Source organism: Flavobacterium sp. N1719 (assembly GCF_025947045.1).
Classification (GTDB): Bacteria; Bacteroidota; Bacteroidia; order Flavobacteriales; family Flavobacteriaceae; genus Flavobacterium; species Flavobacterium stagni.
In genome coordinates, this window is the sequence record NZ_CP109993.1 from 2,680,981 (window position 1) to 2,703,674 (window position 22,694).

General features: G+C 38.8%; 20 protein-coding genes and 1 pseudogene. 13 read left to right on the forward strand and 8 right to left on the reverse strand.

The features are described 5' to 3' along the window. Positions 1-3: 3 nt before the first annotated feature. Positions 4-1,545 carry a hypothetical protein gene (locus OLM45_RS11435; protein ID WP_264510279.1) on the forward strand — a complete coding sequence of 514 codons (1,542 nt, stop codon included), beginning with the start codon at positions 4-6 and terminating at the stop codon, positions 1,543-1,545. A gap of 50 nt (positions 1,546-1,595) precedes the next feature. Here the strand turns inward: OLM45_RS11435 and OLM45_RS11440 are convergent, their stop codons facing one another. Together OLM45_RS11440 and OLM45_RS11445 are read right to left on the reverse strand one after the other, a co-directional pair. Next, the gene (locus OLM45_RS11440) at positions 1,596-3,116 is read right to left on the reverse strand and encodes a S8 family peptidase (RefSeq protein ID WP_264510281.1); all 1,521 of its coding nucleotides are present in this window, start codon (positions 3,114-3,116) and stop codon (positions 1,596-1,598) included. A 129-nt stretch (positions 3,117-3,245) separates the two neighbouring features. Further along, positions 3,246-3,863 carry an outer membrane beta-barrel protein gene (locus OLM45_RS11445; RefSeq protein WP_264510283.1) on the reverse strand — a complete coding sequence of 206 codons (618 nt, stop codon included), beginning with the start codon at positions 3,861-3,863 and terminating at the stop codon, positions 3,246-3,248. Positions 3,864-4,002: 139 nt separating this feature from the next. On the opposite strand from OLM45_RS11445, the gene smpB reads away from it, so the two are divergent. After that, positions 4,003-4,455 (forward strand): SsrA-binding protein SmpB, encoded by a 453-nt coding sequence (gene smpB / locus OLM45_RS11450; RefSeq protein WP_129462389.1) that lies wholly within the window; start codon positions 4,003-4,005, stop codon positions 4,453-4,455. Further along, the gene (locus OLM45_RS11455; protein ID WP_129462388.1) at positions 4,455-4,820 is read left to right on the forward strand and encodes a helix-turn-helix domain-containing protein; all 366 of its coding nucleotides are present in this window, start codon (positions 4,455-4,457) and stop codon (positions 4,818-4,820) included. Before smpB ends, OLM45_RS11455 begins: the two co-directional genes overlap by 1 nt. 37 nt (positions 4,821-4,857) lie before the next feature. Here OLM45_RS11455 and OLM45_RS11460 read toward each other — a convergent pair whose 3' ends face one another. Beyond that, positions 4,858-8,604, reverse strand: a complete 3,747-nt coding sequence (locus tag OLM45_RS11460; RefSeq protein WP_264510285.1) for a transglutaminase domain-containing protein — start codon at positions 8,602-8,604, stop codon at positions 4,858-4,860. 55 nt (positions 8,605-8,659) lie between these two features. Next, positions 8,660-9,301: a protein-L-isoaspartate(D-aspartate) O-methyltransferase gene (locus tag OLM45_RS11465; RefSeq protein WP_129462387.1), complete on the reverse strand. Its 642-nt coding sequence runs from the start codon at positions 9,299-9,301 to the stop codon at positions 8,660-8,662. 158 nt (positions 9,302-9,459) lie between these two features. Between OLM45_RS11465 and OLM45_RS11470 the strand changes: the two genes are divergently transcribed. From OLM45_RS11470 to OLM45_RS11515, 10 genes are all read left to right on the forward strand, one after another. Continuing rightward, complete coding sequence (locus tag OLM45_RS11470; RefSeq protein ID WP_264510287.1) at positions 9,460-10,425, forward strand: Gfo/Idh/MocA family protein; 966 nt, start codon at positions 9,460-9,462, stop codon at positions 10,423-10,425. A 45-nt stretch (positions 10,426-10,470) separates the two neighbouring features. Next, positions 10,471-11,361, forward strand: coding sequence for a 3-hydroxyacyl-CoA dehydrogenase NAD-binding domain-containing protein (locus tag OLM45_RS11475; RefSeq protein ID WP_264510289.1), 891 nt, complete (start codon positions 10,471-10,473; stop codon positions 11,359-11,361). 50 nt (positions 11,362-11,411) lie between these two features. Further along, a complete protein-coding gene (locus OLM45_RS11480; protein ID WP_264510291.1) occupies positions 11,412-12,629 on the forward strand; it encodes a DUF1015 domain-containing protein in 1,218 nt (405 codons plus the stop codon). 11 nt (positions 12,630-12,640) lie between these two features. Further along, the gene (locus OLM45_RS11485) at positions 12,641-13,216 is read left to right on the forward strand and encodes a hypothetical protein (protein ID WP_264510293.1); all 576 of its coding nucleotides are present in this window, start codon (positions 12,641-12,643) and stop codon (positions 13,214-13,216) included. A 2-nt stretch (positions 13,217-13,218) separates the two neighbouring features. Further along, complete coding sequence (locus OLM45_RS11490) at positions 13,219-13,887, forward strand: YggS family pyridoxal phosphate-dependent enzyme (RefSeq protein ID WP_264510295.1); 669 nt, start codon at positions 13,219-13,221, stop codon at positions 13,885-13,887. Between the two features lie 99 nt (positions 13,888-13,986). Further along, a complete protein-coding gene (locus OLM45_RS11495; protein WP_264510297.1) occupies positions 13,987-15,348 on the forward strand; it encodes an exonuclease domain-containing protein in 1,362 nt (453 codons plus the stop codon). A gap of 114 nt (positions 15,349-15,462) precedes the next feature. After that, complete coding sequence (gene miaA / locus OLM45_RS11500; protein WP_264510299.1) at positions 15,463-16,392, forward strand: tRNA (adenosine(37)-N6)-dimethylallyltransferase MiaA; 930 nt, start codon at positions 15,463-15,465, stop codon at positions 16,390-16,392. Positions 16,393-16,396: 4 nt separating this feature from the next. Beyond that, positions 16,397-17,014, forward strand: a complete 618-nt coding sequence (locus OLM45_RS11505; protein WP_264510301.1) for a hypothetical protein — start codon at positions 16,397-16,399, stop codon at positions 17,012-17,014. 2 nt (positions 17,015-17,016) lie between these two features. Further along, positions 17,017-17,607, forward strand: coding sequence for a hypothetical protein (locus OLM45_RS11510; protein WP_264510303.1), 591 nt, complete (start codon positions 17,017-17,019; stop codon positions 17,605-17,607). A 1-nt stretch (position 17,608) separates the two neighbouring features. Continuing rightward, positions 17,609-18,343, forward strand: coding sequence for an acyl-[acyl-carrier-protein] thioesterase (locus OLM45_RS11515; RefSeq protein WP_264510306.1), 735 nt, complete (start codon positions 17,609-17,611; stop codon positions 18,341-18,343). 189 nt (positions 18,344-18,532) lie between these two features. Here OLM45_RS11515 and OLM45_RS11520 read toward each other — a convergent pair whose 3' ends face one another. From OLM45_RS11520 to OLM45_RS11535, 4 genes and pseudogenes are all read right to left on the reverse strand, one after another. Next, on the reverse strand, positions 18,533-19,237 hold the full coding sequence (locus OLM45_RS11520; RefSeq protein WP_264510307.1) for a response regulator transcription factor: 705 nt from the start codon (positions 19,235-19,237) through the stop codon (positions 18,533-18,535). Between the two features lie 6 nt (positions 19,238-19,243). Continuing rightward, positions 19,244-20,827, reverse strand: coding sequence for a sensor histidine kinase (locus tag OLM45_RS11525; RefSeq protein ID WP_264510309.1), 1,584 nt, complete (start codon positions 20,825-20,827; stop codon positions 19,244-19,246). Positions 20,828-20,896: 69 nt separating this feature from the next. Beyond that, positions 20,897-21,505, reverse strand: coding sequence for a dephospho-CoA kinase (gene coaE / locus OLM45_RS11530; protein WP_264512977.1), 609 nt, complete (start codon positions 21,503-21,505; stop codon positions 20,897-20,899). A gap of 117 nt (positions 21,506-21,622) precedes the next feature. Next, a pseudogene (locus tag OLM45_RS11535) lies at positions 21,623-22,612 on the reverse strand (glycosyltransferase); the annotation flags it as partial. Positions 22,613-22,694 lie beyond the last annotated feature (82 nt).

Sequence of the window (22,694 nt, forward strand, 5' to 3'; positions counted from 1 at the left end):
ATTATGTTTCAATCGATACAAAAAAATAGGTTATTAAAACACCCTGTACTATGGAATTTACGGGTGGTTCCTGCGGTAATTATTCTTGTTATTTTGAATATTTTATCCTTTGGATTGGGTTTTATCACCGAATTTATTGATTTTAAAGAATATGAAAATAACTACCATTACGAAAACAATATTTCGTTCATCTTTTTAGCTATTGCCATCAGTTTATTGCTGTTAATTCTATGGTTAGTGAACTATTTCAAAAATAATGCGTTCAAAGCCTTTTACCCTGTTAAACCAGGGCAACTTTACAAAGAATGGCTATTGCTTTTTGGAATGTTGTTTGGGATGAGCTTATTCATTCCGGCTTTCTTTTATGGAAAAGAAGTCAAAATTCGCTCCTATTATTCCGAAGACGAATTACGCAAACGAGCGGCGATATTGAGTGAAGCTTCCTTTTTCATTGAAGGTTCCTATAGTTTTCACAATACAATAGAAACTTACGAAGGGGATGTCGTCACCGAAACTGCTGTAGCTGTGGAATCTGCTGCAGTCGTTGAAACTACTGATTCTATAAAGGATTGTCATTGTTTTTATCTCCGTGGCAAAAAGTATAGCACGGGTTCCTTACTCAATAAAAACATTGACAGTTACTCCTTTTTTGACCAACCTACCGATTCCTTGCGCCGTTTAAAGATTCAAAATTGGCTCATTGATCAAAAGAAAGATTCGGTTATAAATGTTATGAAAGCCTATTTAGCGATTGCCAAAGAGCACAATCTAAAAGGTAATGTAACACCCGAAGAATGGTATGCCTTATTGGTAAAAAATCCCGATTTTGAGACCTTAAACACTATTGGGCCTAAACAAGATGATGGTGTCTATATTCAAAATGAATACAATTTTAATAACCGTTTTGATTCCATCAACAAGTACATAATCAATGTCGACAATGAAGCGCGAGAGTATTATAGACATTATGTCCCGCATGATTATTTGGATTACAACTACAACCGCATGGTTAACGCTTATGTGAGTCCGGACATGAACCTTACTTCACTTTTAATTCCACTCTACTTTGCTTTGGGCTTGTCGTTGTTAATCTTCAGTTTCCGTGTTACCTCAGGCAAACAATGGTTGATTGCGCTGGTTGTTGTGATTATCTTCAACATCTTATCCGGAATTTTTACCGCCTTGATCAACAGTGATTATAGTTATGCCATAGCAATACTATTCCTATTATTTTCAGCGTATTTCTATTTTATCCGAACTACAATCAAAAAAGAAAGCAAGAAAATATCGGGTATAATGATCAATATTCTGCTTTGGGTCACCCCTTCGTTTTGGATGTTTGTCTATTATCTCGTTTTAGAGATCCTAAAAGATTTGAGCTATAATTATCATTCTACATACGTAAACACACCGTATTACCCCACGATTCAATTTTTAAAAGATTACCTCGTACCTATCAACTATTTCAACATTCTGTTTGTAATTGTAGCAATGGCTTATTTTACGCGAGTCATTCGCAAATGGCGCGGTATCGCTGAAGAATAATAAAAAACCCCATCGAAATGATGGGGTTTCTTTTTTTTGAAAATAGTGTACTATTGAACAGCTAACAAGGCATTGATGTTCCCGTATCCGTAATTGCTATTACGGGTCGGATAATAGGTTGCCGATTGACGCAACTTGTTCAGTACTTGGTCGCGTGTCCAGGTAGGATTCTTAGACCACACCAAAGCCGCAATTCCCGCTGTGGTAGCAGTTGCTACAGAAGAACCACCCACATAATCGGATTGATTATCATAATAACTATCTACTGGAATCGTATTCCCTGAGGCCGCACGTTGCATTTGTATAGTAAATTGGATTTCGCTTCCGCTATGACAAACGTCGCATTTTTGGTTGGAGGTTCCTTCTTTCACTCCGGTTACCGCTACAGCTTCAGGCATCCAAGCGGGGAAAATAACCCCTACGAAATTCGTAAAACTCGTCGATGTCCCGCCCGCACAGAAAATCAACTTTCCTTTGCTGTAGGCATATTTAACACCGTCTGCAATTTTACTCACTGAAAAAACATGCCCCATCGACATGGAAATGATCTTCACATTGGCAGTATTAGCCAAAGCGGTAAATGCATTCTTTACCCCATTTTGTTCGTGGTATCCGTCTAAAACCACATTGGAAGCGGCACGGTACGTAATTAAATTGGCATTATATGCCACGCCAACAGGCAATCCACGATCATTACGCGGTGCGGTAGCTACAGAAGCCATACTGGTACCATGACCACATTGGTCGTTGGGTCCATCCGTGGTAGTTGACCAAGGCCAAATAGAATCTACATACACCCCAAACTTTTGCACGGTGCGACCCGTAGAAGCACCATTATTGAAATTAGTTCCTAAAAGTGACTGATTCGGAGACAAACCGGTATCTACAATTCCGATTGTGATACCGCGCCCTGTGGCAAACGACCATGCACTCGGAATATTGTGTGAGTAAAAAGCCCATGGCACTTTGGCATTGGGCGTAACTGTGGTGTAATCTGAAGTGGCTAAAGTCGCTGATTCAAATCCACAACCCGAATCACTTTGTGTTGTAACACCTCCATTGCCCGGTTTCATTTCGGCCACAGTAAAATAGCGGAAATCGGCAGGCTCAACATAGCGAACCAATCCCAATTTACGAAGGGCGGCTACCGTTTCTTGTTTTTCAATGCGCACATCCATTAAATTCAAATACGGATCGGCATTCACTAAAATATCTTTAATTTCCTTTTGCTCGTAATAGGCGATACGTTCGAGAAGCGCTTGTTGTTGGGTAGCGGAACTGTTGGATTTTGTGCGATCAAAATCATTGGCGTCAGCACCAAATCCAACTGTAGCCAGACTATTTCCATGTACAATCGCACTCCAAACCGTTTGTGTAGTGACTGCTTTCCAAGTAAAATGCATTCCATTTTGGATAGAAGCGTCGATTTTGGCTTTAATTTCCTGGGGCGTTAACAGTTCGCGTTGTTCTTGTGCAATCGAGATGGCTTCAAATGATTGTTCGTTTTCTGAACAGGATGTGAGCGACAAAAGCAATCCTGCAACCACAAGCGGTAGTATTCTTCGAATCATAGAGTTATTATTTTGTTGGTTTTCAACGAATTTAAGAAAAAGTTTGAAATAAAAAAAGTCACCCCAAAAAGAGGTGACCTTTTCGTCCGTACAAACGGAACTAACCAATAACTCTAAATAATAAAGGAATTAGAATAGGAATTTAACCCCTACTCGTAATCCACCCACGCTTCTTGTACCTGGGTTTACATCAAATGGATTGAAATTCAAATTGAAATTGCTGGTGCTATCACCTCCATTTGGTTTGTATGTGGTAGAATTTACGTTGAATAATGAGAACGAAGTTTCAACCGTCATCCATTTGCTTACGATAAAGTCAAAACCTGGCGCAACGTCTAAACCAACAGAAGTCGTTTTGTCGTCAGAGATTTTGTCTTTTGAAAAAGTCATAGGCAAAGAAGCTTGACCGAAGAAGAAGAATTTACCTCCTAATCCCCAGTATTTTCTAACCAATGGTTGCACGATAAATGTGCTAGATTCTGCTGTAGTTGTAGAAGTAACTGTATTATCCGTTTTTGAACCAATAACACCTACTCCTAAACCTAAAGTAACATCAGGAGCCACAAAATAACCTACGATAGGCACAAAAGTGTTGGTTTTAGTTTCAGAAACACCGTTATCCGATTTTCCAAAAGCTACCTGACCACCGGCCCACCAAGTTCCTTGTAAACCTTTACTCGCTTTATCTTGTGCATTCACATTTAACGCTAACAATGCTGCAGCAGCAACTAAAAATAATTTTTTCATTTTGTTTTTTGTTTAAATATTACAGGACAAATGTAGAACCAAGTAGTAAAGAAAAACCTGACATAAGTCATAGTTTGCCTTTTTTTTTCGATGTAAAATAGCACTCTTATATCCGTAGGTTTTGTGTTATCTTTGCAGTATGATTAAGGAGATAAACATTGTAAACAAACGTGCGCGCTTCGATTATGAAATTTTAGAATCGTATTCGGCGGGTATGGTTTTAACGGGAACGGAAATCAAATCCATCCGTTTAGGGAAAGTGCAAATTGCCGAGAGTTTCTGTGAATTTCATGGTCATGAATTGTTTGCCATCAACACCTATATTGAAGAATATGCCTTTGGAACCGCATTTAATCATAAATCGCGCAGTGAACGCAAATTACTATTGAACAAAAAAGAATTAAAAACACTAGCGCGCAAAGTAGAAACCAAAGGATTAACCATAGTTCCCCTTCGTTTGTTTACCAATGAAAAAGGGTTGGCTAAATTGGAAATTGGCCTCTGCCGTGGGAAAAAGAACTACGACAAACGGGAAACCTTAAAAGACCGTGATACCCAACGTGATATTGATCGTTTGAAAAAATCCTTTTAATGCTACACGATTTATTAAAAACGGGACGAGAACGCAGCGGACTCACCACTCGGGTGTTGGCAGAAAAAGCGGCTATTGACCAAGCACTCATCAGTAAATTTGAAAATGGGAAACGGATTCCGACCAAAGGACAAGCCGAACTCCTTGCTGAACTTTTAGGGCTTGATGTAAAACCCATCCAAGTAGCTTGGTACCGTGCTAAACTATTACACATTATTGATTTCAATCCGGAGGCCATTGAGGCAGTTACGGGCATTTTAGAAGAGAAAGGATTGAATTTGGCGAAAAGCGCCGAAAAAGAAGCGCAAATTGCTTCGATACTTTCAGAAATTGATCAATTGAAAAATCGGTTGCAGCAGCTATAAAAAAAAGCGGAGTGTTAATAAACACTCCACTTTTTTATTATTTAAATCCGACGATTTGCTCTTCGGCAGCAATCACATCTTCTACATATTTTTTATAAGAAGGATAAGCTGTAGTGGGTACATCATTCCAATCCAAAAGAACAGTACGTTTAACTTTTAATTTGTTGGGAGCTACAGTTTCAAACGACAAAGAATACGAGTGGCCTTTGTAACTAAAGGTTTTACTCTCTGGAATTTCCATAAATTTTTTACCTTCAGGGATGGTTAATATTACTTCCGAGTGATATTCATTAGAATTCTCATATTTAAAATATTGAATGTCGTATTTACGCTCGTCTTTGGCAATAATATCTCTAGTATAGACTTTATCTAAAAATGGAATATCCGTAATTTTCAAATTACCAACACTCTGCAAACGTTCAGAAACTGTGAATTTCGTTTCAAAAGTAATATCCTTATCAAACATTTCATTTTGAATTACTTTAGCTGATTGATAGGTGATGTTTTTCTTTAATTTGGCGTTGTAATCTTCTTCAATTTGTTTTTTCCGAACGTCTTCTGTAGTCGCATTGGCATACAATTCATTGTAATAGGATTTGTTTGCTCCTTGGACAACAAAAGTAGTAACAAATGATTTTTGATTTTCTTCAATAGAAACTACAGTATTGGTTTTACAAATATTTTTTATTGCATTTGTAAACGGGATCTGAATGATCGAACTGTTTTCATTTTCTGCTTTATCAAATGAAATAACCAAAGCATTGGCTTTGTAAAGACTCATTGGTAAGGCTTTAAATGGTAAATATTTATCCGTTAATTCAAGAAAATAATCTTTGCCATCTAACATTACCTTCACAATACAATGATTGAAATCATTCGTTGGCAAGGCCATAGAAGAAAATCCGTTATCATTCGTAGATACTAAAACTAAATTAGCTTTTAATCCCGCTTGCTCTGCTAAAGCTACAAACAATGTTGAAACATCTTTACAATCTCCTAGTTTTGTGGTTATCGTTTTTGAAGGTTTTTGAGGTACATAACCACTTTGTCGGAAATCTTGAGAGCTATAGGTAATATTTCGCTCTATAAACGTATAAATAGTCTTCGCAATTTCCTCTTGTTGCATACCTGCTACTCCTTTGGGAAACAAATCTGAAAATGTTTTACGTGTAATTTTATCTTGCTTTAATTGTTTTTTTACTAAATCAGAATACCAGTTTGAAATGTCTTTCCAATGCTTAATTGTACTGACACGAACCATATTGTTTAAATCCACAAATTCCGCTGAATAAGGCTCTTGTAAGTCCATTGCAGGAACATTGGCACGCTTGAATAGTAATGCATTTTTAGTATTAATTTTTTTCTGAATTGGGGTTACATTTCCATTAGTAAAATGGGTTTTAAATTGAACGGAATTGGGGTAAATAATTCCAAAAACGACATCCAAAGCAGGATAAAAGCTGTTAAAATAACAGGACAAATCAAAATCCTTATAAAAACGACCGTATGCATTTTCATAACGTTCGTATTGAATATAAATAACATCCCCAACTTTTAAATCTGTAAATACCAATGTCCCGTCTCCTTCCTCTGCAGGAACTAAAGAACCGTCTTGTTTTACAATTTCAGATTTCAATAAATTATTACTGTAACTTTGAAAATTGTATTCCTTCATTTCTTCAATACCGTGTTCTGAAGTAATTTCATACAGGTAAGTAACTTTCGATTTTCTTCCCCCTTCTGGAAGTATGTTTACAATATATTCATCCAACAAAACGGTAACTCCAAAATCACCTTTTAAATTGGTATTTCTTCGTTTCTTTATAACTTCATAAATGTCTTGAGTTGCTATTTCTTCTATTTCATCGGGGGTTTTTGTAATATCATACAGTTTTTTTCGAAGCGAACTATTCCCAGAATTGTGGACTAGAGATTTTCTGAAATTTTCTTCTGCTTCTTTAATTTTATTTTGACTGTTGTAAATTGAACCTTTGATTTCCATTAATTGAAAGGAATAAGGAAAGTTTTTCAAAGCTCTGTCAACTTCAACCATCGCTTCATCATAGCGTTTGTCGTTAATTAACAATTCAATGTATTCTTTCCGTAAACCATTGTGAAAAGGATACCTATCCGAAAGTGTTTTGGAAATTTTCAACACTTCATCCTTACGATTTGTTTGATTATAATAGGCTTTTAATTTTGAAATTGCAGAAAAGTTTTCTCGCTTTTCTACTAATTCTTCGAGTAGAGCAATCGATTTACTCTTATCATTTTTTAATTTCTCATATAGATTGATAAATGATGTCAAATAAAATTCATTATAGTTGGAATTATTGATAATGTAATCTAACTTTTCAAGCATTTGATTGACGTCCGATTTGCGTGAAGCTAAAATAAAATCAAATAAAACCGGAATAATTGGGGATTGAATGGTAGCTACTTTGGGTTTGAATTTTTCCAAATCAACCATAGTTGCAGCACTAATCCAATCACTATCTTTAATTTTTAATAAAACGTTATAGAAATAAAATTCATCATTAATCTCAATATTTTTCTCCAACTCTTCTACTTTTTGCTCTTCTCCTTTTGCTGCATAATTATCAATTTGCATTACTTGAATTAATGAAGACTTTGGATACATTTTGGCCAATTCTTCTACTACATCTGTAGCTAATTCATTTTTACGATTGTTATTATACGCTTGGAACAAAAGTATTTTGTACAATACATTATCAGGTTGTTGTGCGATTTTAGCTTTAAAGTAAGCTTCGGATTCTGCATCTAATTCTTCTGGATTTAGCTGTTCCAATGGTGTTTTCTGATACAATTTGTAATTGGGAGAAATTGTAATTCCTACTGGAAGATTTCCATTTTGGTCCACCATTGAAAGTAAAAAATTATCATTTTTGCCTTCCGTTGATAATTTAACCAACAAACGATTGACTCCTTTAGGCAATGAAACTCGCAAACGGTATGCATTCATATCGGAAGCATCAATGGTATTGTTTGCATAAATTTCAGTGTCATTTAAAAATATTTTAATTGAATTACTGGAACCAAAATTGAGATAAACCTCTTGTTTTTCAGGGTTTTCTATGAAAACCTGCGAATACATGATTCCATCACCGTATTCTGTCTCATTAGTAAAAAAATGATACCCTTCACTGGAGACATCTATTGGATTGTACCATCCTAGAAATCCGTTGCTGTTTGCATCAAATTGCTTGTCATTTTTGGCATAAATTTCAGGCTCATACTCTGTATCAAAGCCACTATCATTTAAATTTTCAAAAACACCACAGAATTGCCAATTTTCAATAGGTTTTAATTGGGCTATTGCTGTTTGATAGGCTGTGAAATTTTTCCTTCTTCGCTCACTTAAAGCTTTAAAATAAATCACAATTGGATCTTTTCCAAATACGGGGTGATTCGCTAGTAAATCAATTTTTTTATACGTAATTTCATCGTAACCATTAGCATTAGGGTTATCAATTGCATATGCTCTGTAAAAAATTGGATACAAATAAGCCCGGTCTTTACAGGTCGTTAAAAACGATTTTAGAAAAGATTCGTCAAAAGTAATTTTACCCGACTCATAACTAATTATAGCATCCAATAATAAATAATCTACTTGAGATTCCATCTTGGATTTTAGTTCTTTGTCAAATAATTTGCGTGCGTCTTCGCGCTTGTTAGCTAATAGTAAATCCCAAACTTTTTTTTCGGAATTTTGACCTAAAAGAGTGTTGGCCAATAGAAGGCAGATAATTGCAATTTTCTTCATTGTCGTTAAATCTATATAAATACAGAGCTAAATATATAAAGAAAATTGTGTATTTCTAATTCTTATTCTCCAAAAGCGGCACAAACTTAAAATCCCCAAACTCGTGTTTCTCAAATTGGGTTTCGTTTTTGCGGATTAATAAGGTCATGATTTGCTCCTTCTCCCCGACCGGAATCACCAATCGACCGCCAATTTTGAGTTGGGCCATCAACGGCTGTGGAATAATCGGGGCACCTGCCGTCACAATAATACTGTCAAACGGGGCATGTGCAGGTAACCCTTTATATCCGTCACCAAACGAAAGATGCTTGGCGCGAATCCCTAATTTGGGTAACAATAAAGAAGTTGATTTAAAGAGTTCATTTTGGCGTTCCACCGAATACACTTTGGCTCCCATCTTGCACAAAACGGCCGTTTGGTAGCCACTGCCTGTACCGATTTCCAACACTTTATCGTCTTTTTTAACTTGTAATAACTGGGATTGAAAAGCCACCGTATAAGGTTGTGAAATCGTTTGACCAGCTCCTATAGGAAAGGCCTTATCTTGGTACGCAAAATCCTCAAACGACGAATTCAAAAACAAATGCCGCGGAATCAAACGGATGGCTTCCAAGACATTTTTATCCGTAATGCCTTTGGCCTCTAATTGTGTAACCAATTGATTGCGTAATCCTTGATGTTTTGGGGTGTCTTTCACGGGAACAGTTGTTTTACGGTTCGTAAAAATAAGGGGAAAACTACCAAAAAGCAAATTCAATTTTGACCTGCGAATCTCGAAAAAAAGATGCGCAAAAACTGTGAATTCCGAATGGTAGTTTTTCTTTTTATTGCTACTTTTGAGAAAAATATCATTTTATGCTCAAAGTTGGCGTTCTAGGTGCCGGTCACCTGGGGAAAATTCACTTACGACTTTTACAACAATCAGAACATTATGAATTGGTTGGTTTCTATGATGAAAATGCCGACTATGCTGAGAAAATAGCTGCCGAATTTGGTTACAAGCGTTTTGATACCATAGCCAAATTGATCCATGCCGTGGATGTCATTGATATTGTTACGCCTACCCTTTCGCATTATAAATGTGCTAAAGTAGCCATCAAATCAGGGAAGCATGTGTTTATCGAAAAACCCATTGCAACAACCGTTGAAGAAGCAGAAGAAATTATTGCTTTGGCCAAGGAATACAATGTCAAAGGTCAGGTAGGCCATGTGGAACGTTTCAACCCTGCTTTCACAGCAGTGCGCGACCAAATTGAACAACCCATGTTCATTGAAACGCATCGATTGGCCGAATTTAATCCACGTGGCACGGATGTTCCTGTGGTGTTAGACTTAATGATTCACGATATCGACGCCATTCTAAGTGTGGTGCGTTCCAAAGTGGTGAATGTACATGCCAGCGGCGTTTCGGTGTTGAGTCAGTCCCCTGACATATCCAATGCGCGTCTCGAATTTGAAAACGGCTGTGTGGCCAACATTACCTCGAGCCGTATTTCGATGAAAAACATGCGCAAGTCGCGTTTTTTCCAAAAAGATGCCTACATCTCGGTGGATTATTTGGATAAAACCTGTGAAGTGGTGAAAATGAAAGATGCACCCGAACAACCCGGCGACTTCGATATGATTCTTCAAAATGCGGAAGGTGAACGCAAACAGATCTATTTCAATAATCCGAGTGTCGAACCCAATAATGCGATTTTGGACGAATTGGAAGCTTTTGCCGATGCCATTAATAACAACACTACGCCAGTGGTTACCTTGGAAGACGGTACAGAAGCCTTACGCGTGGCGTACCGAATTATAGAGGCCATGAAACGATAACCGTTTCGAATGAATACGAACAAAACAAACTAAGATAATATACGAATGAAAACAGTAGCAGTACTTGGTGCGGGTACGATGGGTAACGGAATTGCTCACACCTTTGCACAATGCGGTTTTACCGTAAAATTGATTGATATTTCTGAAAAATCCTTAGAAAAAGGGATGCAAACGATTGCAACCAACTTGGACCGAATGGTCGCAAAAGGTTCTATCACCGAAGAAGATAAACACAAAACTATTGGTAATATAATCACCTATACCGAAATGAAAGACGGTGTAGTCGGTGTGGATTTGGTGGTCGAAGCCGCTACTGAAAATGTAGGCTTGAAATTGAATATTTTCAAACAATTGAGCGATTTGTGCGCGCACAATGTCATTTTAGCCACCAATACCTCTTCCATTTCTATTACGCAAATCGCCGCGCAAGTGGTACACCCCGAGCGTGTAATTGGAATGCATTTCATGAATCCGGTGCCGATTATGAAATTGGTCGAAATCATTCGCGGGTACAACACCTCGGATGAAGTAACCAAAATCATCATGGATTTATCGGTACAATTGGGAAAAGTGCCTACAGAAGTGAACGATTATCCCGGCTTTGTAGCCAACCGTATTTTAATGCCTATGATCAACGAAGCCATTGAAACCTTGTACAACGGTGTGGGTGGTGTATACGAAATCGATACGGTGATGAAATTGGGTATGGCACATCCTATGGGTCCGCTGCAATTGGCTGACTTCATCGGATTGGACGTTTGTTTGTCCATTTTGAATGTAATGTATGATGGTTTCAAAAATCCGAAATACGCTCCTTGTCCCTTATTAGTGAACATGGTAATGGCCGGAAAATTGGGCGTAAAATCCGGGGAAGGCTTCTACGATTATAGCGAAAGTAAGAAAGCGGAAAAAGTCGCAAAACAGTTTTTAAAATAGTCGTTGGCACAACAAATTCATAATTCATAATTCATAATTCAAAATTCAAAATGTCCACCCTGCTCCCCTTTAAAGCAGTGCGTCCCGTAGCCGATAAAGTGGCTTTGGTCACGTGCAGAAATTACGACGATTACAGTCCGGCTGAGCTTGCCGCTTGGCTGAATTTTAATCCGTATTCCTTTTTGCACGTCATCAATCCAGCCTACGTTCATGCGCAAAAAATCACCTTGGACAAACGGTTTAAAGGCGTGGCACACAAATACCAAGATTTTAAAAATGACGGAGTGTTTGTCAGCGAAGAGGAGCCGGTGATGTTTTTGTATGAAATTCAGACCAAAACCAACACATTTACCGGGATTGTAGCAGGCACTTTGATTGAGGAGTACAAAGCCAATGTGATCAAAAAGCACGAAGATACCTTGCAATACCGCGTGGAGTTGTTTAAAGATTATTTGCATCAAACGGGTTTTAACACCGAACCGGTTTTAATAACCTATCCCGATAAAACGGAAATTAATGATTGGATTGTAAAAAAGAAAAAGGAACAACCGTTGTACCACTTTTCTACAACCAACAAAGAAAAACATACACTTTGGCGCGTTGGTGAAGCTTCTGAAATTGCGTGGATTCAAAACCAATTTGAAAGTATTCCGGAATTGTATATCGCTGACGGTCACCACCGTTCTGCCTCGGCGGAGTTGCTCTTTGACGAAGACAACCACTTGGGAAACCCCAATTTGAAGGGTTTTATGAGTTTCTTAATTGCCGAAAGCAATGTTAAAATCTACGAATTCAACCGTATTGTTCGGGACTTAAACGGCCATACCAAAGATGATTTTTTGGCCTTGTTGGACGAACATTTTATTGTAAAATCCAAGTTGCAAGAACTATGGAAACCCCAAGATAAATTTGAATTTGGGATGTATTTGGATGGCGAATTTTATGCGTTGTTTTACAAACAAGAAAATCCGAATCCGGGATTGCTGGAAAACCTGGATGCCCAAATTCTTTATGACACCGTTTTGCATCCGATATTAGGCATTGAAGATTTGCGAAACGACGAACGCATCGAATACATTCCCGGAAAGCAATCGATATTAACCATCAAAGAATTGGTAGATGAAGGCGAATTTGAAGTGGGCTTTATGCTTTTCCCCTCTGAAATAGCAGAGATTAAAGCCTTAGCCGACAATCAACTAATCATGCCGCCGAAGAGTACATACATCGAACCCAAATTTCGCAGTGGCTTGATGGTTTATGAACTTTAAAAATTGAAACTATGAAAAAGTTATTTTTAGGAATTATACTGGGCATGAGCTGGATGGGGTTTGCCCAAAATCATATGTTTACCCGTTTTCAAATCGACAGTATTTGTGCCGTAAAAAACGCTAAGAATGTGGAAATATTAGTCGCTAATGGCGACAAAAAAGTCTTGAGCGATAAACAAACTGCCTCCGGTTCACACACCATCAAAGGAAAAGGAAGCTTTAAACTGTTGGTGTATAATTTGTTGGAAGAATCCATGGAAATTGCAGCGCCACCAGTTGAAGTTGAAAAACGGAAAGACATAAAAAACAAAACGCTTTTAAAAGGGCAATTGGAAAGTGTGGTCCATTTTACCAATGGTAATTTTGAAAAAATAACAGCCACCTTTTATTACCAAAACGGGGCAATTCTTCAATTGGAATTGTCCATTCAAAAAAAGAACGGAAAAGAGCAATCCAGTTCGACTTTACACCTACCTGGTGAAGACATCCAAGCGGGTAAATTCGATGAAAATATAGTGGACGGCATGCCCATTGCCGATTGGATTGCCAAGAAAAACGATGAAATCTTAAATTTGTTTAAGAAATAATCATGACTATTGCAGAAAATCTTCAGGAAATAAAAGCGCAACTACCCGAACACGTGACTTTGGTTGCCGTTTCAAAAACCAAACCTATAGCCGACCTACAAGAAGCCTATGCTGCCGGTCAGCGCATTTTTGGAGAAAATAAAATCCAAGAAATGACCGAAAAATGGGAACAACTGCCCAAAGATATTCAATGGCACATGATTGGTCATGTACAAACCAACAAGGTGAAATTCATGGCGCCTTATGTGGCTTTGATTCATGGCGTGGACAGCTTGAAATTATTGGAAGAAATCAACAAACAAGCTGCCAAAAACAATCGTATTATCGACTGTTTACTCCAAATCCATATCGCTGAAGAAGAAACTAAATTCGGTTTTGATGCTGGCGAACTCGAAGCGATTCTTAACGCAGCTACTTTTCAAAACCTGAAAAATATAAAGGTCATCGGACTCATGGGCATGGCCACGTTTACCGAGGATAAAGCACAAATTCAAAAAGAATTCCAATTTTTAAAATCGCTTTTTGACCAGTACCAATCGGTTCAATGGCCCAACTTCCAATTACAAACCCTTTCCATGGGTATGTCAGGCGATTATCAACTGGCCATAGCTTGTGGCAGTACCATGGTGCGCATTGGAAGTAGCATCTTTGGTGTTCGTAACTATTCATAAAACCATGGGGTTAAAAGCAAACTCCATTTTTTCTTTACTCAGAAAGACGTACTTTTGTGCCATTCACTAACTCAAAACGAAGCGAAGCTGTAAACGAATTTGTATTGCATTCTTGACATAGAAACCACCGGAGGCCAATTCAATGAAGAAGGCATTACTGAAATCGCTATCTATAAATTTGATGGTCACGAAGTAGTCGATCAATTCATTAGTTTAGTCAATCCCGAAATTCCGATTCAACCGTTTGTGGTGAAATTAACAGGCATCAACAATGCCATGCTGCGCAGCGCTCCCAAGTTTTTTGAAGTCGCCAAACGCATCATCGAAATCACCGAAGACTGTATCGTTGTGGCACATAACGCCTCGTTTGACTACCGCATTCTGCGCACAGAATTCAGTCGGTTGGGCTATGAATTCAAACGACCTACGCTTTGTACAGTCGAACTCTCTAAAAAACTCATTCCGGACCAACCATCGTACAGTTTAGGGAAATTGGTGCGCGCCCTCGGAATTCCGATGGCCGACCGTCACCGCGCGAGTGGCGATGCCTTGGCTACCGTGAAGTTGTTCAAACTCTTGCTTTCCAAAGACTCTGAAAAAGAAATTCTGAAAAGCTTGGTTAAAACCGAAATCAAATCGGGCATGTCGCCCAAACTCCTGGACATTGTCGAAGCCTTGCCCACCAAAACAGGGATTTATTACATCCACAACGAAAAAGGAGAATTGATTTACATCGGTAAAAGCAAGAACATCAAAAAACGCGTCAACCAGCATTTCACAGGTACCACCAGCAAAAGCAAGAAAATCCAACGCGAAGTGTTTGCAGTGACCTATGAAGAAACGGGGAGCGAACTCATCGCTTTATTGAAAGAAAGCGAAGAAATTAAAATCAATAAACCCATTTATAACCGTGCCCAACGCAAAAGTATTTTCCAATGGGCGCTGTATGAAGTGCTAACTGACGATGGGTATTTGAGTCTGCAGTTACAAAAAGCCGACGGTAGAAAAAAGGAAATTACGTCGTTTTCCAGTATTCAAGAAGGGAAAAATTACCTCTTTAAAATCACGGAAAAATACCAACTGTGTCAGAAAATCAACGGACTCTACGACACCCAAAAAAGTTGTTTTCAATACAAAATCAAAGAGTGTAACGGCGCTTGCATCCAAGCCGAATCCGCCGATGACTATAATGCCCGCGTGGAAGACTACTTGGAAGAAGTGCAGTTTGGCAACCAAACTTTGGTGGTTATTGACCGTGGCCGTCGCACCGAGGAACGCAGTGCGGTGCTGATTGAAAACGGGATATACAAAGGCTATTGCTTCTACGATTTGAACTACCAAATCATGAACATCGATATCCTCAAAAACTTGATTATCCCAATGCAAAACAACCGCGACACCCGCACCATCATTCAAGGGTATTTGCGGAAAAACAAAGTTTTGAAAGTTTTAAAGTTTTAATTTTTTGGAGCTATTTCCGGCTTTCCGCTGTATCTCTCCGCTTCGCTACGAGGATGCCGCTTCAATCCGGGCTAAAACCACTGCTCATTTCACATAAAATGCTACCTTTACGCCATGCAAAACCAACCCGTCTTAATCACGGTTATCGGACCCACCGCTATTGGTAAAACCGCACTTGCGATTCGTTTGGCGAATCATTTTAACTGTTCCATTATTTCGTGCGACAGCCGCCAGTTTTTTAAAGAAATGACCATCGGTACGGCCGTGCCTTCCCCAGAAGAATTAGCAGCCGCACCCCACTATTTTATCCAAAACATTTCCATTTATAACGCGTACAGTGTGGGCGACTTTGAAACTGAGGCCTTGGCTCAACTCGACCAACTGTTTCAAGAAAATCCCGTACAAATTATGGTGGGCGGCTCCGGACTCTATGTCGATGCCGTACGTAAAGGTTTGGACAATTTTCCAGATATTGATCCGAGCATTCGGGAATCCATCAATGCCCGGTATGCAATCGACGGACTTCCTTATTTACAAGCGACTTTACACGAGTTGGATCCCCAGTATTACCAAAAAATACTCCTCGAAAATCCGCAAACCTTACAAAATCCACAACGCATGAAACGCTTTGTGGAAGTCTGTTTGGGTACGGGTCAGCCCTACTCCTCCTTTTTAGGAAAAAAAGAAACCAACCGTCCGTTTCGATCGATCATCATCGGACTCGAAGCCGAGCGAGAGGAATTAAACCAGCGCATTAACCATCGGGTGGATTTGATGATGGCCGCGGGATTGTTGAAGGAAGTCAGCGATCTCTACCCCTACCGTTCGTACAACGCACTACAAACCGTGGGCTACCGCGAGTTGTTTGATTTTTTAGATCAAAAATGTTCCCTTGAGGAAGCCATCGAAAATATCAAAATGAACACCCGCCGATTTGCCAAACGTCAAATGACTTGGTTCAAACGCACACCGGAGGTCCATTGGTTTAATTATTCAACCGATTTTGCAACCCTTTTGGAACAATTGCATCTAAGATTAAAATAAACGTATGAAAAAAATTTTAGTGTTACTCAGTGCTTTGCTCTTGCTTTGCAGTTTTAGTTGTGATATTCCGTATGATGGATCGCGTATTGTGCAATTAAACCATCGTTTTTTTGATGCGCAAGGCCAACCGGTAGCGGGAAAAAAGATTGATTATTATTTGGGCTACTCCACTCCTGACACGGGTGTTTCCCCTGAATTTAGTTATACCACCGATGCGGCTGGGCGTATCAAATTTTCTACTTTTTATCCCAATCAGCAACTCTATGTTTACGCAGAAGGCTATGCGAATTATCGCCCGATTGAGAGTGAAGTACAGTATTTGGATCCTACAAGTTTCAATGCACAATCATTCTATTTTTTAGAAAACGGTGAAACCGTGCAGTTTCAAATTCAATTTATGTTCAGTTCGTCCCAAAAAAGTATTGAAAAATGTACTATGGAAGGTATTGGCAACCCCTATTATTCCAATAACAACGATGCTATCTATTCTTTTTATGTTGCTAAAAACCAAACGATAACCATCCATTACACCGTTTATAATTCCCAAACCAAAGTACGACAAACCCTGAGTCAAGATTTTAACATCGGTACGGGCGATAATTATGTGATTCAAAACCTGTAAGCATGAAAAAGTCATTTTACCTAGTAGTGCTTCTATTTTCCATGGGAATGAATGCACAAAATTTTGGATTTTTCTTATTTAATCCGTCGTTGCGAGTAGGCGCTGCAGTCCCCACACAAATTGGAAATACCGCTTTAAATCACTTTTACACCACTCCGGTCGGCATCGACGTTAACTATTCCATTTTCAAGTTGTATAAAGGGGAGTTCAACATTGGCTATTCGGGTGCTTCGTATCGATTTGTAGGCGTTCCCGACTTTACAGCGTATACTCGTTCGACCCAATCGGTGTATTATATGCAGCTTGCTTATGAAGTGGATTTAAAGAAAAATTGGTCGGTTACCCCGTTTGTCAATTTGGGAGCCGAACAATTGCGGCATCAAGAAAATGGGACGCTGATAGCAATACAAAACGGTACGCAAGTCCAATTGGGTGGCTATCTTAATTTTAAATTGGCGGCTATCCTCAAAGCCTACGCCGGATTGTCGTTTTCGACTACCAATTACAATTTACAAGACGGTGTTTCCGACTACGTGACAAAATATAAAAAATCACAAGCCTTAGTCTTTACCTTAGGTTTAAAAATCAATTAAAATGCCTATTTCGCCTGATTTCCAATCAACTTTATTACAACCGTGGGCTATTAACTTTTTGCAATGTTACCCCAACGGACTCTTAAAATACACGGATTTATGCAATATACTCCAACTCACCGCGGGCTACCACGCAGAGTTGGGCGGCTTAAGTTTTAGTGATATGCAAGCCCATCATCAAGCGTGGGTATTGAGTCGGATGCGGGTGGAGATCCATGCGTTGCCGAAATGGCGTGATACGGTGACGGTAAAAACCTGGATCAATTCGCTGGAAAATTCCCGCTCAATTCGTTGTTTGGAATTATGGAGCGGCGATCAAAAGTTGGTCGGTTGTGAAACCTACTGGGCGGTAATCAATACCCAAACCCGACGCCCCGACCCGTTGGCATTGCCGCACGAGCATTTTATTAAAAATCCGGAGCGCGCAACAGTGCAGTCGTTTCACAAGATAACATTAAAGGAATCGGTCACGACTTTAGAAACCTATACGGTTAAACTCTCGGATTTGGACATCGTGAATCATGCTAACAATGTGAAATACTTGGAATGGTGTTTGGATCATTGCGATGCAAAAAAGTTGATGCGACAGGAATTGGTTGCATTTGAAATGAATTTTATGCGCGAACTTAATTTAGGTCAGGAAGCGGTGATTGGTCAGGAAGACGACACTTTTGTGATTACGCACCAAGGTAAGACCTGTTTTGCTTTGCTATTGGAATGGAAAACGAATAGCTAGCACTCAGCCCTAGCCGGGATAGTAGTGGAAAGCGAGGCGAAGGCAGCGCTTAGCAAAACACCCCAAATCCTGCGACCTTGGGAGCGCGGATTTGGGGTGTATTTTTTGCTTGCGGTGCCACAGCCTCCTTGCAACGGATAGCCCGAATAGCTCCAAAAAAAAATCCCCGTTGGAACAGGGATTTTACATTTATTTTTTCACGACTAGACGGAAACCTTCGCCGTGGATGTTGAGAATTTCAACGTTCGGATCTTCTTTCAGGTACTTGCGCAATTTGGCGATATACACGTCCATACTGCGGGAAGTAAAGTAATTATCGTCTCTCCAGATTTTGGTCAGCGCCAATTCACGTGGCATCAAATCTTCCACATACAAAGCGAGTAATTTCAACAACTCGTTTTCTTTGGGCGACAATTTGATCGGTTCTTCACCGGGGAAAGTTAAGAAACGTAATTTGGAATTCAAATGGAATTGTCCGATTTGGAATTCGAATTGCGTATTTTCCGCTTTGGTTTCTGAGGATTTGCGTTGCATGATGGCTTTGATTTTCATCAACAACACTTCCGAGTCAAACGGTTTATTGAGGTAATCATCGGCGCCCACTTTATAGCCTTTGAGTACATCTTCTTTCATGGTTTTAGCGGTTAAGAAAATCAATGGAATTTCTTTGTTTTTTTCACGGATTTCCTTGGCTAAAGTATACCCGTCTTTGTAGGGCATCATTACGTCTAAGATACATAGATCGTAAGTGTCTTTTTTAAATTTTTCGAAGCCTTCCATACCGTTTTTGGCTAGGGTAACTTCAAAATCATTTAACGATAGATAGTCTTTGAGGATAGCACCGAAGTTTTGGTCATCTTCAACGAGTAGGATTTTTTTTGTTTCTTTTTCCATTGTATTTTAGTTTATCAGTGGGACTTTAATAATGAATGTACTTCCTTTACCTTTTTCGCTTTCCACAAAAATTTGGCTGTTGTGATCGTCCACTATTCGTTTCACATAGGCCAACCCGAGACCGTGTCCTTTCACGTTGTGTACGTCTCCGGTGTGTTCGCGGTAGAATTTTTCAAAAATTCTTTTTTGAGCGGTTTTGCTCATTCCTATCCCGTTATCCTTAACTTTTATTAAAATAAAATCCTTTATATTCTCAGTGCTAATTTCAATAACGGGTTCCTCGTTAGAATATTTTATCGCATTGTCTAAAATATTAACAATTACATTAGTGAAATGCACATCGTTCAACAGGACTGTACTTCGAGTGGCTTCCAAATCACTAGAAATCTTACCATTACGGTCTTCGACAATGAGATTCACGTGTTCGATTGCATCTTCAATAATTTCATGAACGTCGTGGGGTTCTTTAGAAATGTCGAGTTCTTTCTTTTCCAATTTCGAAATTCGGAGAACATTTTCTACTTGTGCATGCATTCGTTTGTTTTCGTCGCGAATCATTTGCAAGTAGCGAAATACTTTTTCTTTATCATCAATGACTTTGGGATTTCGAATAGCGTCTAGCGCCAAATTTATAGTAGCGATGGGCGTTTTGAATTCGTGGGTCATGTTGTTGATGAAATCGGTTTTGATTTCTGAAATCTGACGTTGTTTCATCAATTGATGCAAAGCATTGGCATAGGCGATGATAATTACCAGTGTAAAAATTATTGAAAGCAGCGTAATAGCTAATATTTCTGCAAAAAGGAATTTCTTTTTTTGAGGAAAATTAAGCAACAGATTGTATCGGTTGTTGCCATCATTATCGATAAAAATGGGCGTGGTATACGTGGAATATTTGTCGTAATTGAAATGTTCCGACTTTACTTTGGTTGCCAATCCGTTACTGTAAATATTGAATTCAAAAGGAGTATTAATGCCGTATCCTTTTAATTCGGCTTTGAGTAACTTGGAAAGGTTTTCGGCACTCACCCGTTCTTGAATGGGATTTTGGATGGCGATATCTTTGTAGACGGCATCAAATTGCGCATCTTGAAGGATATCGATGGTTCCTTCGCGTTCAATGGTGATATCCGGTTTTATTTGTGTCTGAATTCCGCCATCATCTAAAGGCTTTCCATTGAATACCGCCGTTTTTCTTTTTGTAGTATAATTTTTAACTTTGGTTGAATCATCATCTTTATCAAAGAACGAGCGTTGAATGTCATAATCTTCCATCGTTATACTGTTCGAATAAATGATGGTTTGATTCGTTTTCGGGTTACGCTGTACGTACTTGTATTCTAAAAAATCTTCTCGTTTGGGTCGTTTCCCCGTACTATCTCGAAGAAAATTGTAACGGTTTAAAAAGTTGTATTTCTCCTGTCTTTCAATCTTTTCAACAACATTTTCAAGTACTTGCTTAACATGAAAAGTAAATTGTTCTTCGCTTTTTTCTAATGAAGTATTAAACCAGTAAACTTGCACCAAAATGATTCCCAAAAGGGAAACACTCATCAAGAATACCAAGAGGCGAAAAACAAATTTATTCATCACCTCAAAATTAGGGATTTTAACATTTGTTTTGTTAATGTATTAACCAAACATTAACACAGCCTACTTTTATTGCTTATTTTTCAAGGAAATAAGGATTTCTTCGATTTGGCGTTTGGTAGATTCGAAATTCTCATTTTGAATGACATACTGACTTCGTGCGGCACGTTCTTCATCAGAAAGCTGATTGGTAATCCGTTGCAAAATTTTCTCACGGGTAGTTTGATCTCTTTTTAAAACGCGAGCAATTCGCATTTCTAAGGGAGCCGTTACTGTTATTACGGCGTCACAATCCTTATAACTGCCACTTTCAAATAGAATGGCTGCTTCTTTAAACACGAACGGGAATTTCTTGTGTGCGACAATCCATTGATCAAAATGATTTTTCACGGCGGGATGCACAATAGCATTGAGTTGCTTTAATTTTTCTGGATTATTAAAAACGATTGCTGCCAATTGTTCTCGGTTTAACCGTTGATTGGCATCCATTATTTCAGGACCAAACTGTACCGCAATTTTTTGAATAATTTCAGGGAAGTCCATTACTTTTTTTGCCTCTAAATCGGAGATGTAAACGGGATACCCTTTTGCAGAGAGATAATTGGCTATGGTTGTTTTCCCACTACCAATTCCGCCCGTGAGTCCGATAATCTTCGTTTTCACTGGTGCTGTATCCACTATTTTTTGAATGGGTGCAATGATTTTGTCTAAGGCTTTTTCAACCGACTTGTGAATGGGTTCTTCAGCTTCTTTTTCAATATGAATTTCTTCAGTAATTTGGGCTTCCAATGGTTTTTTAAAAAACAACTCTGGAAAAGCATCTTGCGGTTGTTGTTTTAATAAATGAACTTTATAATACGACTTAATAAACCCCATTCCATACCCTGTAAATTGTTTCCATACCGCTATAATGGAGAGAAATCCAATAATGGGATTGCGGTTTTGAATGGAGGAAAACAGGAAGATTAGAGCAAAGTAGACGAAATACAATTTTAGCCCCCAATCAAACAAAAACACCAAAGCAATCACGGAGGCCGCCAAGCCAACTAAAAACAGTGTTGGAAACCAAAATGTAATTTTGGCATATTCGGGATACCATCGGTTTAGGATAGGGCGTGCTTTACCGAATTTGGAAACTTGTACACTGAATTTATCCCAATCAATACGACGCTTGTGATAGACATACGCCTCCTTAAAAAGGCGGGTTTTAAATCCCATTTTCCATAAGCGGATGGACAAATCGGGATCTTCTCCAGGATGAATGTTTCCGAACCCTTTGGACGCTTCAAAGGCTTTTTTAGAAATCCCCATATTGAAACTACGGGGTTGGAATTTATCGATTTTTTCTGAGCCACCACGGATTCCTCCAGTGGTCAAAAACGAAGTCATCGTAAAATTAATGGCGCGTTGGATGTAAGAGAACGATTTTAATGCTTTGTCGGGTCCTCCGAAACAATCCACATAGGCTGTATTTAATTCTTTTACTACTTCACTCATATAGTGTGAAGGAATGATACAATCCGAATCAAAGATGATAAAATAATCGCCTTTGGCTACCTTCATCCCAAAATTACGGGAATCACCGGGACCCGAATTGGCTTTAAAATAATAGGAAATTTGCAATTGTTTGGCATAACGTAACACCACTTCTTTACAATCTATAGAAGAGCCATCTTCAACGATAACTACTTCGAAATTCGTGTTAGTTGATGTTGTTAAGCTTTGTAACAATTCGTCAATTTCGTCGGGACGATTATAAACCGGGATTATGATAGAAAACAGCATTGCTGAAATTTTTGGCAAATATACTCCATACAAAAAGAAAATGTCCCGATAAATCGGGACATTTTTAACAAGTTTATGAGCA